General features: G+C 69.6%; 13 protein-coding genes. 8 read left to right on the top strand and 5 right to left on the bottom strand.

Annotation, left to right across the window (positions count from 1 at the left end):
* Positions 1 to 2 precede the first annotated feature (2 nt).
* From NY1_RS09520 to NY1_RS09495, 6 genes are read left to right on the top strand one after another with little or no spacing between them, the layout of a single operon-like run.
* Positions 3 to 914: a beta-ketoacyl-[acyl-carrier-protein] synthase family protein gene (locus tag NY1_RS09520; protein WP_067710537.1), complete on the top strand. Its 912-nt coding sequence runs from the start codon at positions 3 to 5 to the stop codon at positions 912 to 914.
* Positions 911 to 2,596 carry a fatty acid CoA ligase family protein gene (locus tag NY1_RS09515; RefSeq protein ID WP_084534815.1) on the top strand — a complete coding sequence of 562 codons (1,686 nt, stop codon included), beginning with the start codon at positions 911 to 913 and terminating at the stop codon, positions 2,594 to 2,596. The genes NY1_RS09520 and NY1_RS09515 overlap by 4 nt, the downstream gene beginning before the upstream one ends.
* The gene (locus tag NY1_RS09510) at positions 2,593 to 2,862 is read left to right on the top strand and encodes a hypothetical protein (RefSeq protein WP_067710536.1); all 270 of its coding nucleotides are present in this window, start codon (positions 2,593 to 2,595) and stop codon (positions 2,860 to 2,862) included. Before NY1_RS09515 ends, NY1_RS09510 begins: the two co-directional genes overlap by 4 nt.
* The gene (locus tag NY1_RS09505) at positions 2,859 to 3,902 is read left to right on the top strand and encodes an SDR family NAD(P)-dependent oxidoreductase (RefSeq protein ID WP_067710535.1); all 1,044 of its coding nucleotides are present in this window, start codon (positions 2,859 to 2,861) and stop codon (positions 3,900 to 3,902) included. The genes NY1_RS09510 and NY1_RS09505 overlap by 4 nt, the downstream gene beginning before the upstream one ends.
* Positions 3,903 to 3,936: 34 nt before the next feature.
* A complete protein-coding gene (locus NY1_RS09500) occupies positions 3,937 to 5,124 on the top strand; it encodes a peptide synthetase (protein WP_233434261.1) in 1,188 nt (395 codons plus the stop codon).
* Between the two features lie 50 nt (positions 5,125 to 5,174).
* Entirely contained in the window at positions 5,175 to 7,313 is a 2,139-nt protein-coding gene (locus NY1_RS09495; protein WP_067710534.1) for an MMPL family transporter, read from the top strand.
* On the opposite strand, the gene NY1_RS09490 is transcribed toward NY1_RS09495, so the two are convergent.
* Together NY1_RS09490 and rsmI are read right to left on the bottom strand one after the other, a co-directional pair.
* On the bottom strand, positions 7,297 to 8,394 hold the full coding sequence (locus NY1_RS09490; RefSeq protein ID WP_157762131.1) for an alpha/beta hydrolase family protein: 1,098 nt from the start codon (positions 8,392 to 8,394) through the stop codon (positions 7,297 to 7,299). The genes NY1_RS09495 and NY1_RS09490 overlap by 17 nt on opposite strands.
* Positions 8,395 to 8,567: 173 nt before the next feature.
* Complete coding sequence (rsmI, locus tag NY1_RS09485; protein WP_084534814.1) at positions 8,568 to 9,422, bottom strand: 16S rRNA (cytidine(1402)-2'-O)-methyltransferase; 855 nt, start codon at positions 9,420 to 9,422, stop codon at positions 8,568 to 8,570.
* Positions 9,423 to 9,598: 176 nt separating this feature from the next.
* On the opposite strand from rsmI, the gene NY1_RS09480 reads away from it, so the two are divergent.
* Entirely contained in the window at positions 9,599 to 11,206 is a 1,608-nt protein-coding gene (locus NY1_RS09480) for a dolichyl-phosphate-mannose--protein mannosyltransferase (protein WP_439956005.1), read from the top strand.
* Positions 11,207 to 11,268: 62 nt separating this feature from the next.
* Here the strand turns inward: NY1_RS09480 and NY1_RS09475 are convergent, their stop codons facing one another.
* Positions 11,269 to 11,643 carry a GntR family transcriptional regulator gene (locus NY1_RS09475; RefSeq protein WP_067710532.1) on the bottom strand — a complete coding sequence of 125 codons (375 nt, stop codon included), beginning with the start codon at positions 11,641 to 11,643 and terminating at the stop codon, positions 11,269 to 11,271.
* 6 nt (positions 11,644 to 11,649) lie between these two features.
* Positions 11,650 to 12,879, bottom strand: a complete 1,230-nt coding sequence (gene arcA / locus NY1_RS09470) for an arginine deiminase (RefSeq protein WP_067710531.1) — start codon at positions 12,877 to 12,879, stop codon at positions 11,650 to 11,652.
* Between the two features lie 75 nt (positions 12,880 to 12,954).
* On the opposite strand from arcA, the gene soxR reads away from it, so the two are divergent.
* On the top strand, positions 12,955 to 13,458 hold the full coding sequence (gene soxR, locus NY1_RS09465; RefSeq protein ID WP_067710530.1) for a redox-sensitive transcriptional activator SoxR: 504 nt from the start codon (positions 12,955 to 12,957) through the stop codon (positions 13,456 to 13,458).
* Positions 13,459 to 13,490: 32 nt separating this feature from the next.
* On the opposite strand, the gene NY1_RS09460 is transcribed toward soxR, so the two are convergent.
* Positions 13,491 to 14,345, bottom strand: coding sequence for an SDR family oxidoreductase (locus NY1_RS09460; RefSeq protein ID WP_067710529.1), 855 nt, complete (start codon positions 14,343 to 14,345; stop codon positions 13,491 to 13,493).
* Positions 14,346 to 14,370: the final 25 nt, after the last annotated feature.

The following is a 14,370-nucleotide window of genomic DNA, read 5'->3' as shown; positions in this document are numbered from 1 at the left end:
TCATGGGTGTGCGCATCAAATCCACCGGCGTCGGCCGGGCCACGGACGAGTACAGCATCGTCGAGCTGTCGGCGCGGGCGGCGCGACAGGCCATGGAACGGGCGGAGATTCGGCCCGACCAGGTCGGCGTGCTGATCAACGCGGGCATCTTCCGCGATTCCAATACCGTGGAGCCCGCAGTGTCGGCGCTGATCCAGAAGGCCGCCGGAATCGGGCTGGACTACGAGAAGTCCGATCCGCGCTCGTTCTCCTTCGACCTGATGAACGCCGGCGTCGGCGTGCTGAACGCGGTGCAGGTGGCGCAGTCGGTGCTGGAGACCGGCAGCGCGTCGCATGTGCTGATCGTGTCCGGGGATACCCATCCGTCGCTGCAGCGGGCTGCCGCCGATGACGAATTCCCCTATGCCACAGCGGGTGCCGCGCTGCTGCTGGAGCGCACCGACGAGCCCGAGGGGTTCGGCCGGGTGCACACCCTCACCGCACCGGGTACGCCGGGCGTGCAGTCCTACGTGGACGTGAACACCATGGGCAATCGCGGGCGTGAGCTGATGACCGTGGAGCGCGAGCCCGACTTCGAGGCCAGGCTGCTCGAACTGGCCGCCGAGGTGGGCCGCACCGCGCTCGCCGAAGCCGGAATCGACCCGGGCACAACGGCTCTCATCGCGTCCACGCCGAGCGACAGCTTCCCGGCCGAGCTCGCCGACTCGCTCGGCATCCGGTCCGAAGCGGTCTTCCGGCCCGATCTGTCCCAGGGCGATCCGCACACCGCGGCGCTGCCGCTGGCGTACGACCTGGCCGCCGAGGCGGACGAACTGCGCGAGTACGAGCATGTTCTGTTCGTCGCCGCCGGCGCCGGTCCGTCCGCCGCGGCGGTGGTCTATCGCCTCCCGGCGCCGGTGGGAGCCGCCGCGTGACCGTGGCGACCTACTGGCAGGCCATCGACCGCTTCCGGGCGGTCGTGGCCGCGGAGCCCGAGCGGGAAGCCGTCATCTACCCGGACGGCACCACCGCCGCGGGCCTGCCCGACTACCGGCGGCTCACCTATCGCGAGCTGGATCGCTGGTCGGACACCATCGCCCAGCGGCTCACCGCCGCCGGGGTCGGCACCGGCACCCGCACCATCGTGCTGGTGCTGCCCAGCCCCGAGCTGTACGCGATCATGCTGGGGCTGTTGAAGATCGGCGCGGTGCCCGTGGTGATCGACCCGGGCATGGGCGTGCGCAAAATGCTGCGCTGCCTGCGCGCCGCCGACGCGGAGGCGTTCATCGGGATTCCGGCCGCGCACGCCGCGCGGGTGGCGTTCCGCCGCTACTTCAAGGACGTGCGCACCGTCGTCACGGTCGGCCGCCGCTGGGGCTGGGGCGGACCGACCCTGGCGAGCTGGGGCCGCGAACCGAACGGCGCTGTGTCGCAGCAGCTTCCGGAGCCCGCACCGGCGGACGCGCCGCTGCTCATCGCCTTCACCACCGGCAGCACCGGGCCCGCCAAGGCCGTTCAGATGACGCACGGCAATCTCAGCGCCATGGTCGATCAGGTGGATGCCGCCCGCGATCGGGTCGCGCCCGGCACCTCGCTGATCACCCTGCCGCTGGTCGGCATTCTCGACATGCTGATGGGTTCGCGCTGCGTGCTGCCGCCGCTCATTCCGAGCGCGGTCGGCTCCACCGATCCGGCGCACGTGGCCGACGCGATCAACCGGTTCGGGGTGCGCACCATGTTCGCCTCCCCCGCCGTGCTGATCCCGCTGCTGCGGCATCTGGAGCGCACCGGCACGCAACTGCCCACGCTGCACAGCATCTACTCCGGTGGCGCGCCCGTCCCGGACTGGTGCATCGCCGGGCTGCGGCGGGTATTGGCCGAGGACGCGCAGGTGCACGCCGGATACGGTTCCACCGAAGCGCTGCCCATGTCGACCATCGAATCGCGGGAGCTGCTGGGAGGGCTGGTCGAGCGCGCCCATCGCGGGGAAGGCACCTGCATCGGACGGCCGGCGGAGGGGGTGCGGGCGCGGCTGGTCGCGATCACCGAAGAACCGCTGCCGACCTGGGAGCAGGCGGCGGCGCGCGAAGCCGATCTGGTGCGCACGCGCGGCATCGGGGAGCTGGTGGTGGCGGGGCCGAATGTGAGCACCGAGTACTACTGGCCCCGGACGGCGAATATCGCGGGCAAGATCCGCGACGGTGAGACCGTCTGGCATCGCACCGGGGATCTGGCCTGGATCGACGACGAAGGCCGGATCTGGTTCTGCGGGCGCAAGAGTCAGCGGGTGGAGACCGCGGCCGGGCCCATGTTCAGTGTGCAGGTCGAACAGGTCTTCAACACGGTCGACGGCGTGGCGCGCACCGCGCTGGTCGGCGTCGGCGCGCGCGGTGAGCAGCAGCCGGTGCTGTGCGTGGAACTGGAAGCCGGAGCCGACCCGGACTCCGTATCGGTGGAACTGCGCAAGCTGGCGCTGGAATTCGAAGTTACCCAAGCGGTTTCGGTTTTCCTGTTCCACCCGGAGTTCCCGGTCGACATCCGCCACAATGCCAAGATCGGCCGGGAACAGCTGGCCGTCTGGGCTACGGGCCAGCTTGGAAAGGACGAGGGAAAATGAGAACTGTTGTGCTGCGGGCTGTTCCGGTACTCGGCTGGCTGTACCTGTTCGCCGGGCTGGTGGCGGTGCTGGCGAAGCGCGCGCCCGCCAATCGATTCCTGCGCGCCGTGTGGTGGATCGACGCGTTCCTGAGCATCGTGGTGCACGCGGCGCAGATTCCCGCCGCGCTGCGCGCCGCCGAGGGCGGTGACCGGTCGGCCGTCGAAACCGCGGTGCTGACCCAGATTTTCGGGCTCACCTGGTGGAAGACGCAGGAGGCGGCATGAAGGCGCTGGTGACCGGGGCGTCCGGGTTCCTGGGCGGGGCGATCGTGCGCCGGCTGGTGGCGGACGGCGAATACGAGGTCGCGATCCTCGCCCGGGCGAGCAGCAAGCTGCGGGATCTGGAGGAGGTGATCGACCGGATCGAGGTGATCACCGGCGATCTCACCGACCAGGTTTCGCTGGAACGCGCCACCAAGGACGTGGACGTGGTGTTCCACAGCGCCGCGCGGGTGGACGAACGGGGCACGCGAGCGCAGTTCGTGGCCGAGAACCTGACGGCCACCGAATCGCTGCTGCGCGCCGCGCGCCGCAACGGGGCTTCCCGGTTCGTGTTCATCTCCAGCCCCAGCGCGCTCATGGACCGCGACGGCGGCGACCAGGTGAACGTGGACGAATCGCTGCCCTATCCGACCCGGTACCTGAACCTGTACTCCGAGACCAAAGCGGCGGCGGAACGCGCTGTGCTGGCGGCGAATACGGACGGTTTCATCACCACCGCGCTGCGGCCGCGCGCCATCTGGGGCGCGGGTGACCGGTCCGGGCCGATCGTGCGGCTGCTGAGCCGGGCGGCGGCGGGCAGCCTGCCGGACCTGTCGTTCGGCAACAAGGTGTACGCCTCGCTGTGCCATGTGGACAATATCGTGGACGCGGCCGTCAAGGCGGCGGGCTCCGAGAACGTCGGCGGGAAGGCGTATTTCATCGCCGACGCCGAGCAGACCGATGTCTGGGGCTTCCTGGGCGAGGTGGCGAGCGGGCTCGGGTACGCACCGCCGTCACGGCAGCCCAATCCCGTCGTGGTGAACGCGGCGGTCGCGCTCATCGAAACCATCTGGCGCATACCGTATGTCGCCACCCGCTGGTCGCCGCCGCTGTCGCGGTACGTGGTGGCGCTGATGACCCGCACCGCCACCTACGACACCTCGGCCGCCGCCCGGGATTTCGGCTATCGCGCGGTCGTGGATCGAGCCACCGGACTCACCGAGTTCCTGGCCTGGCTCGAAACCCAGGGCGGCGTCGTGGAATTGACCAAGGAGCTGCGGTAGCCGGTTCGCCGGCCGCCGTGCAGGAGAGGGAATCGTGAGCACCTTCCGCCGACCCATCACCCCCACCGAACTCATCTACTTCCCCATGCGGGATCTTGCTCCGCCGTTCCTCATGCAACTGGCCGTCGAAGGCGTCGGCACGATCGACGCCGAGCAGTTGCGGCGCGCGGTCGCCGTGGCGGCGGCCGCGAATCCCGGTGCGCGCCTGGTGCGGGACGGGAAGTACTGGGTGGACAGCGGGGTGGCGCCGGCGGTGCGGGTGCTCGAGCATCGCCTGGAATACCCGCTGCTGGAAGGCGATCCGGTGCTGACCTCGCCGATCGGGCCGACGCCGGACGCGACCGTCGAACTGCTGCTGCTGACCGGCGACACCACCACGCTGGTGTTCCGGGTCTTCCACGGCGTCATGGACGGCATGGGACTGATCATGTGGTTCACCGATGTGCTGCGGGTGCTGCGCGGGGAGGAACCGCTCGGCGCGCCCGATCCCATCGCCGATGCCGAACTGGTGCGCAAGGTCGGAGCGCCCGGGCGGCCGACGCTCATGCTGCCGCGCTATCGCTCCGCCACCGGGCGCGGGCGGCAGGAGCCGGGCGTGCACCGGCATCTCTTGCGGCACCGCACCATCGCGGCCACCGGGCGCGGGGCGCTGGAACGGGTCGCGGCCGTGCTCGCCTCCGAAGGCGGACCGGTCTCCCGCATCATGGTGCCGGTGGATCTGCGCCGCCACGATCCCTCGGTCCGGTCTACCGGGAACCTGGCGCTGCCGCTCTTCATCGATGCCACGCCCGGTATGACCTGGCAGGAGATCGCCGAGATCAAGCGCACCGGGCTGCGGGAACGCCGGGAACTCGACCAGATGGACAATGGCGGGCTCACCGCGCTGCCGCCGGCTGTGGGTCGCGGACTGCTGCACACGCTGAACGCGCTCGGCTCCCGTTGGGGACGAAACCTGGCCTCCGCCACCGTCTCCCACATGGGCCGCTACGACTACGACGCCCTCGCCGTACCCGGTTTCACGCCAATCTCTATCCGTATCCTGCCGCAGCACAGCGTCGCCATGCCGCTGCTCATCGGTATGACGGAAGGTGGCGGGCGCACCGAGCTCACGGTGTCGGCGCGCAACGGGCGGGGCATCGAGGAGCGACTCGACGCGCTGCTGGACCGCATCGTCCGCACCTTGGAAACCGAACTGGCGGAAGCGGATACCAGCGTGAGCTGATGGAGCAGCACGCCCGAATGGCAGCGCAGCAATACCGATCGGAGTGCTTGATGACTACGTGGGCGCGACTGGTGGTCGCCCGGCCGAAGACGGTGCTGGTGGCGGCGGTGTTGTTCGCGCTGGCGTGCGGGCTGTTCGGGACCGGGCTGGCGGAGCGGGTGAGTGCGGCCGGGTTCACCGATCCGGGTGGGGAATCCAGTGCGGTGGATCAGTGGGTGAAGGAGCGGCTGGGGCCGCAGAACCCGGACGTGATCGCTATTTACACTGCGCCCGAAGGGAAGTCGCTCGCCGATATCGGCCCGCAGGTGACCGCCGCCGTGGGACGGATCGATCCGGCGCTGCTGGATCGGCCGGTCGAGAGTTATTGGAACAGTTCACGGCAGCAGTACCTGCGCTCGGCGGACGGGCGGCAGGCCGTCGCGGTGGTGTTCGCGGCCGGTGACGACAATCGGCGGATCGCGGTGTATCCCGAACTGGCCGAGCATCTTCGCGTGCCGGGGGTCGATACGAAGCTGACGGGGTACAGCGCGCTCGCGGACGCGATCAGCACGCAGTCCCGGCACGATCTGATCGTCGCCGAGTCGATTTCGATTCCGCTGACGGCGCTGGTGCTCGTACTGGTGTTCGGCGGCGTGGTCGCGGCGTCGCTGCCCGTACTGGTCGGGTCCCTGGCAGTGGTGGGCGCGCTGGGCACGGTGGGCCTGCTGGCGCGGTTCACCGAGGTGAGCATCTTCGCCATGAACGTGGTGTCGCTGCTCGGGCTCGGATTGGCCATCGACTACGGGCTTTTCGTGGTCGGGCGGTACCGGGAGGAGCTCGGGCAGGGTCGCACGCCAACCGAGGCCATCGCCCGCACGCTGCACACCGCCGGGCGCACGGTGCTGTTCTCGGCGCTACTGCTGATCTGCGCGTTCGCGGGTACGTTCGTCTTCCCGCAGGCGGTCCTGCGCTCGCTGGGCTTCGGTGCGATCGCCGCCGTGGCGCTGGCGGCGCTGCTGTCGGTCACCGCGCTGCCGGCCGCGCTCGTGCTGCTCGGCCCGCGCATCGGCAAATGGAGTTGGCGCGCGGACGCTTTCGAGCGTTCCGAAGCGCGCGCCCAGCGTTTCTGGGGGCGTGTCGTGACGGCGGTGATGCGCCGCCCCGGCACGGTCGCGATCGTGGTCGGTGCGATCCTGCTCGTCCTGGCCGCGCCGGTGACCAGCGTCCGTCTCGGCGACGTCGACCACACGGCCCTGCCCGCCGGCAACGAAACCCGCGCCGCGGTAGAGGAATTGACCTCTCGCTTCCCCGCCGCCAACAGCGGTGCGACCATCCTGATCCGCGAATCCGACGGCAGCCCACTGCCATCCACGGCAATCACCAAGGCGCTCCGCGAAATCGGCGGCGTCCCCGGCGTCAAACAGGCGCTGCACCTGGAAACCCGGGACGACACCGCCGTAATTCACGCGGCACTCACCACCCCCGACCGCTCCCCCGCCTCCCAGGACACCGTCCACCGGCTCCGAGCGCTCGCCATCGACGGCCTGGACCTGCGGGTCGGCGGCGAGAGCGCGGCGACGGCGGACAGTGTCACCGCCGTCCTGTCCCGGCTCCCTCTCATGCTCATCGTCATGGTCGCCGCCACCCTGCTCATGCTGGCGCTGGCGTTCCGGTCGGTGGTCCTGCCGATCAAGGCCGTTTTCATGGCCTTTCTCAGTCTGGCCGCCACCTTCGGCGTCCTGACCTGGATCTTCGACCAGGGGCATCTGGCCAGCGCGCTGGCCGTCAGCCCCGGCCCGCTCTCCGCCGGGATGCTCGTCCTCATCATCGCGGTGGTGTTCGGCCTCTCCACCGACTACGAGGTCTTCCTGCTCTCCCGCATGGTGGAGGCGCACGATGCCGGGGCGGACACCGAGCAAGCCGTTCACACCGGGACCGTGCAGACGGCCCGCGTGATCACTGCCGCCGCAACGCTTCTCGTTCTCATCACCGGCGCATTCACGCTCTCGCCGCTGACACCGATGCGTTTCCTCGGACTCGGCATGGTCATCGCCCTGATCATCGACGCCACCCTGGTCCGCATGCTGCTGGTCCCGGCCTTGGTCAAGCTGATGGGACCGGCGAACTGGTGGGCCCCGCTTGCGGCACGCCGGAAGCCCGTTCCCGCACAGGTATTCGAGTCCGAGGACGCAGTCAAGGTGCGGGGCTGACCTCCGGGAAGAGATCGGGCGCATCCAGCTCCGGGGCGGGCAGCCCGCGCAGGAAGCGATCGAACATGGCCGCCACGTACGTTCTGGTCACCAGGTGCGCCCGCTCCGGGCCGATGGTGCCGAATGCCCTGGTGAGCAGCGGAGATTCGGTGATCACCCGCGGCGCGAAGGCGATATCGCAGAACGACCAGTGCCCCGCGCCCGCGAGTGCGAGGCGGCGCGTCCACCCGGTACGGCCGGCCAGCAGCTGATCGATCGACTTCCGGCGCACCTCCGGATCCGGGGTGTCGCCGAACAGGAACAGCAGGGGCCGCTGCGGATCGGCGACCAGCCCGGGGGCCAGATACGACGGCGGCGGATAGCCGTCCAGGTCGATACCCGCGCGAATGCGCGCGTCGCCGACCACCGCCATGGTCCCGCCCAGCGAATGACCGACCATGCCCACCCGCCCCGGATCCATCGCCGCGGCCAATCCGGTCGGCAGTGTCCGATGCCCGCCGTCCGCCATGGCCGTCAATTCGTCGAGCACGAACCGGATATCTCCGGCGCGCGCCTCCGACGAAGTACGCACCGCCGCACGAATATCGGTCAGATTGCGCAGGTCGTACCACTCGACCCGCCCGTCCGGCAGCACCGTGCCGGGCAACGCGCCATGCGTGTCCTCCACCGACACCACCACATACCCGCGCCCCGCCAGATCCTCGGCCATCGAAGTCCCGGTGCGCGCGGGGAACCCCACCGCCGGCGAGAACAACACCACCGGAAGCGTTCTCGCCCCGCCCGCCGCCGGCGCACCCACCCGCGCCCGCGCCGCCACCAGCGGCTGCGGCAACCCGACCAGCCGATTGTCGGCCACCGGATAAGACCCCCCGCCCACCGCCGGATAGTGCATCGTGACAATCAGTTCCCGCCGCGCCCCCCGCCGCCAAGGATCCGCCCGCTGCCCATCCACCAAATGCATGGTGGTAACCCCCACCTGCACCCCCACCACCGAATCCGGCTCCGCAACAGCCGTCCCAGCCCCACTCACCACGATCGACAGTCCGGCCGCGACCCCCGCAACCCAGCTGGTCAACCCCATTCCCGAACGGTATCCAAGATCACCCGCATTGCCGCTCAGCGACGCGCCCACCCACAGCATCGCCCCAATCGGCGTGTCAGGGTCCGAACTAGGCGGAACTCAACAGCGCCTATCGGCCCGAGCAGATCACCGACCTGACACGGCAGGGCACGATCTCGCAGGCGCTGAGCGCGTCAGTCGGCGGAGCGGGCGGCCAGGACGGCGTCGTAGAGTTCGCGGCGCGAGGCGCCGGTGCCCGCCGCTACCTCGGCGCAGGCGTCCTTGAGGCGCATGCCGGTGGCGGTGAGGGCTTCGACCTGGTCGACCAGGTCTTCGGGGGCGGTCGAAATCGGTTGGGCGCCTTCGAGGACGACGGTGATTTCACCGCGGGCGCCGTCGACGGCCCAGGCGGCCAGTTCGGCGAGGGGGCCTCGGACTACTTCCTCGTAGGTTTTGGTGAGTTCGCGGCAGACGGCGGCGCGGCGGTCGGGGCCGAGGATTTCTACGGCGTCGGCCAGGCAGTCGGCGAGACGATGGGGGGCTTCGAAGAAGGCGACGGCGCGGGGTTCGGTCAGGAGGGTGCGGAAGTACTCTTTGCGCTGACCGGACTTGCGGGGGACGAAACCGTCGAAGCAGAAACGTTCGACCGGGAGGCCGGACAGGGCGAGCGCGGTGGTTACCGCCGACGGGCCCGGCAGGCAGGTGATGGGCAGGTGCTGCTCGACGCAGGCGGCGACCATGCGGTAGCCGGGGTCGCTGACCGACGGCATGCCGGCGTCCGTCACCAGCAGGACGGTGCTGCCGGATTCGATTTCCTCCAGGAGCATCGGGATGCGGGCGGTTTCGACGTGGTCGTAGAAGCTGACCACGCGGCCGGTGATCTCCACGTCCAGGGCCTTGGCCAGGGAGCGGGTGCGGCGGGTGTCCTCGGCGGCGACGATGTCGGCGGTGGCGAGCGCGTCGCGCAGGCGCTGCGAGGCGTCGCCGATATCGCCCATGGGGGTCGCCGCGAGCACCAGCCGTCCGGTCGAGGTCGGCTCGCCGCTCACATCGCACTCCTTGTCGTCGGTGAAACCCGGCGCGGATATCGCGGAAACCCGGGCGGGTCGGCACCGCGGCCCGGGCGGGCATCCGCCCCAGCATACGGGCGGGCGCCGGGGCGGCCGGGCGGCGAGGTTCTCACCGTGGCGGACCCGAGCACCCCGCACCGCCTACGATCGAGGCCGTGACCCAGGTGACCGACACGCGACCGCAAGCCTCCGAAGACGCGGGTGTGGCGCTGTCCAGTCCGGCACCGCTGCTGCCCTCGCCGGACTACGGTCCGCTGGATCGGGCGCGCGGATGGGCGGTCACGCTGTTCCTCACCGCGGTCGCGCTGCTGACCCGATTCATCATGCTGAACTACCCGACCGACGGTAAGACGCCGGTATTCGACGAGAAGCATTACGCGCCGCAGGGCTGGCAGGTGCTCAACGGCGGCGGCACCGAGGACAATCCGGGCTACGGGCTGGTGGTGCATCCGCCGGTCGGCAAGCAGATGATCGCGCTCGGCGAATGGCTCTTCGGCTACAACGGCTGGGGCTGGCGGTTCACGGCCGCGGTGTCGGGAACCATCCTGGTACTGCTGGTGATTCGCATCGTGCGGCGCATGACCCGCTCCACCCTGATCGGCGCGTTCGCGGGCATCCTGATCATCTGCGACGGTCTCACCTTCGTCTCGTCGCGGCTCGGCATGCTCGACATCTTCCAAGCCCTGTTCGTGACAGCGGCTTTCGGCTGCCTGATCGTGGATCGCGACGATATCCGCGCCCGCATGGCGCTGGTCGCCGCCGAAGGACGCCTGGGGGACAGCGATTTCGGGCCCCGCTTCGGGGTGCGCTGGTGGCGGTTCGGCGCGGGCCTCATGCTCGGCCTGGCCTGCGGCACCAAATGGTCCGGCGCGTATTGGGTGGTCGGATTCGCCGCGCTGAGTTTGGGATTCGATCTCGCGGCCCGGCGCGGCTACCGGGTGCGGCGGCCGTTCGCGGGCGTCGCGGTGCGCGACCTGGGGCCGACCGTCTGGGCGCTCGCGGTGGTGCCGGTGACGGTGTACCTCGCTTCCTTCTACGCCTGGTTCGCCAGCGAAACCAGCTACGACCGCTGGGCCGTCGGCGTGAAGGTGGGCCGGGACGGAGCCTTCTCATGGGTGCCGGCGGCGCTGCGCTCGCTCTGGTTCTACGGCGGGGAAGTACTGACCTTCCACAAGGAACTCACCAATTCCGCAGGTAATCACCATCCTTGGGAATCCAAGCCGTGGACCTGGCCGATGGGTCTGCGGCCCATGCTCTACTACTACGCCGACACCAATGTGGGCGGCTGCGGCCAATCCCAGTGCGTGAAGGCCGTGATGGCGATCGGCACCCCCGCCCTGTGGTGGGTGGCGTTCCCGATGCTCGCCTGGGCCATGTGGCGCAGTATCGTGCGCCGCGACTGGCGCTACGCGGCCGTGCTGGTCGGCTACGGCGCGGGGCTGCTGCCCTGGTTCCTGTCGCTGGATCGGCAGATGTACTTCTTCTACGCCGTCCCGCTCGCCCCGTTCCTGGTGATGGGAGTGGCTCTCGCGCTGGGCGATATCCTCGGGCACGCGCCGCCGAGCGGGCGACGGCTCTCGGGTGCGACCAATCTACAGCAGTTCACGCCACCGAGCGAACGCCAAGGCCTGGGGCTGCTCGCGGTCTGCATCTACCTGGCGCTGGTGATAGCGAACTTCATCTGGCTGTGGCCGATTCTCACCGCCATGCCCATCACCCCGGCCAGCTGGCACGACCATCTGTGGTTGCCGAGCTGGAAATAACGCGGGGCTGCGCCCCACACCCCCGTAGGAAAAGAACGGGGCAGCGCCCCGGCCTCCAGTATTTATGGCGCGGAGCGGGTTTCGCCCAGCGCCGCGCGTAGGTAGCGCAGCGCGGCCTCGTCGTCCAGGCCGAGGCGGCGGATCACCGACACGTATTCGGTGGCCGCCCGCCCGGCCAGATCGCGGGTCGGATCGCCGGAGGAGGCGATGAAAGACCCCAGCCGCCCGCGGGTTTCGAGCACCCCGTCCTGTTCCAGCTCGCGATAGGCCCGCGCCACCGTATTGGGCGCGAGCTTCAATTGCGCCGCCAGCGCCCGCACCGTCGGAATCTTCGTCCCGGCCGCCAGCTCACCGGAGCGGACGCGGGCTATCAGCCCCTGCCGGAGCTGCTCGTACGGCGGAACCGTCGAGTGGTGGTCGACCGGGATGTCCAGCATGGCTTCTCACACCTCGTCACGCGACAACGGGCAGGACAGGCAGCGCGGGCCGCCGCGGCCGGAACCGAGTTCGGACCCCGGGATGGGCAGCACTTCGATTCCGGCGTCGAGCAGCCGGGCATTGGTCATCTCATTGCGTTCGTAGGCGACCACCACGCCCGGCGCCAGCGCCAGGGTGTTGTTGCCGTCGTCCCATTGCTCGCGTTCGGCGGTGACGCCGTCCAGGCCGGTGTCCACCACCCGCAGCCGGCCGATGCCCATGGCCTCGGCGGCCATCTTCAGGAAGGGATCGGGTCCGGCGATGCTCACCCCGCCGCCGTCCTGCCGGCGAATGGTGAACGCGCACAGCGAATCCTGAACGGCCGGGTACATGACCACCGCGTCCACGTCCACCATGGTGCACACGGTGTCCAGATGCATGGTGGCGCGGGTCTGGGCGATCGGCACCACCAGCACGGTGTGCGCCAGCTCGTCCTCGAACAGGCTGCGCGCCAGGGCTTCCGCGCCCGCCGCCGTGGTGCGCTCGCCCACCCCGACCGCCACCACGCCCGGCGCGAGCAGCAGCACGTCCCCGCCTTCGATGGGCGCGGTATGCGATTCGTAGGCTCGCCGCACGCCGAGGAAACGCGGGTGGAAGGCGTAGATGAGATCGGTCAGCGAGGTTTCCCGCGCGCGGGCCGGCAAGGCGAGCGAGGTGATGGCCACCCGCGGCCCCACCCAGAACGAGGAGTCGCGGGTGAAGAGCAGATTGGCCAGCGGATCGATCACGAAATCGTGGCCGTGGTGCATGCGCCGCACCAGCGAGGTCGCGTCGGCGCTGAACGGCAGTTCGTCGAAGGTCATGCCCGCGGTGAGAATGTGCGCGAGTTCGGGTGCGGGCACCGTGCGCAGATAGGCGGCCAGTTCGTCGGCCAGCCCGTGACCCAGCCGCCGGGCGTCCACCGCGCCGGAGATGCCCTGTATCCGCGCCGCCCCGCTCACCTGGATGGTCTCGGTGAGCAGATCCGCGAGCAACAGCACCTCGACCCCGCGCCCGCGCAACACCTCGGCGAAGGTGTCGTGCTCCTGCTGCGCGCGTTCCACCCAGGGAATGGCGTCGAAGAGCAGCTGATCGTTATTGCGCGGGGTGAGCCGGCGCAGCTCGTCACCGGGACGGTGCAGCAGCACCGTGCGCAACGCGCCGACCTCCGAGGTCACGGAAAACGGTCGCGCCGTCGGCGCAGCCTTTGTTCCCATATCCTGACGGTAGTTCCCCTGGGCAAAGATGGCATGCAATTCGCACCCGGGAAAAACCTCGAGTAATCTTCAGGTATGCAGACCGCGTCGTGGCAAGCGAAGGAATTGACGCCGGGCCAGCTGGCCCAACGGGCCGGAGTTGCGGTGTCCGCCTTGCATTTCTACGAGCGTGAGGGGTTGATCACAGCCCGCCGCACCAGCGGCAATCAGCGCCGCTACCCGCGGGAAACCCTGCGCCGGGTGGCCTTCATCCGCATCTCCCAGCGTGTCGGGATTCCGCTCGGCGAGATCCGCGCGGCCCTGGACACGCTGCCCGACGGGCGCAACCCCACCCGCCGCGACTGGGAGACGCTGTCCACCAACTGGCGCGCGGACCTGGACGAGCGCATAGAGCAGCTGATTCGCCTGCGCGACAACCTGACCGGGTGCATCGGCTGCGGATGTCTGTCGCTGGGCAGCTGCAAACTCGTCAATGCACACGATCATCTGGGCGCGGCGGGCCCGGGGGCGCGGGTGCTGGACGTGCACGCCGCGGAGAACTGCGCCGAAACCAAGACCTGCGGTCCCGCCACCGCCTGACCCCCTTCCCCCCTGTCGCGGAGGATCGGCCCCTACCGCTGATCCTTCGGGAGGAACGTGGTGAACAGGTCGTTGGCCTTGGCCATGGCGAACTCGTACGGCCAGGCGAACTTGCGCGCCCACCAGTAGCCGAAGCGTATGTCGAACTGGGTGTGGATCAGGTAGGTACCCTTCTCCACGCCCTTGAGGATCGAATCCGCCACCTGCTCGGGCTGGCGCGCGTGCCGGCGGAATCGCTTGATCCAGGCCTGGATTCGCGGATCGTCGCGGTCCGCGCCGACGATGTCCACCGACTGCACCAGCGGCGTGTCCACCGCGCCCGGCACCACCAGGTGCACCTTGATGTCGTGCCGCGCCAGATCGAATCGCAGGACCTCCGACACCCCGCGCAAGCCGAACTTGCTGGCGCTGTAGGCGGCATGCCACGGGAAGGCCAGCAGCCCGGCCGCCGAGGACACGTTCACCAGCGCCCCGCCGCGCTTGGCCGCGATCATCGGCGGCACGAAGTTCTCGATCACGTGGATGGGGCCCATGAGGTTCACGTCCACCATGAGCTTCCAGTGCCGGTGCTCGAGATTCTCGACCGTGCCCCAGGTGGACACGCCCGCGATGTTCATCACCACGTCCAGCGACCCGAGCAGTTCGTGCGTCTGCTTGGCGAACGCGGTCACCGCGTCGTAGTCGCTGATGTCGAGGGCTTGCGAGTACTCGACGATCCCGCCCTCGGCGCGCACCGCGGCCACCGTGTCGTCGAGACCCTCGGCGTTCAGGTCGGTCAGGACCAGCCGCGCCCCCTTGCGTCCCGCGGCCAGCGCGGTCGCTCGGCCGATGCCGCTCGCGGCCCCGGTTATCAATGTCTTCTTGCCGCTCAGGCTTCGATCACCCACGCCGATCCATCCTCGAATTTGACAG

The sequence above is a fragment of the Nocardia yamanashiensis NBRC 100130 genome (assembly GCF_001613325.1).
Lineage (GTDB): Bacteria > Actinomycetota > Actinomycetes > Mycobacteriales > Mycobacteriaceae > Nocardia > Nocardia yamanashiensis.
Note: the sequence above shows the minus strand (reverse complement) of the source record. Positions and strands in the feature narration are given on the sequence as shown.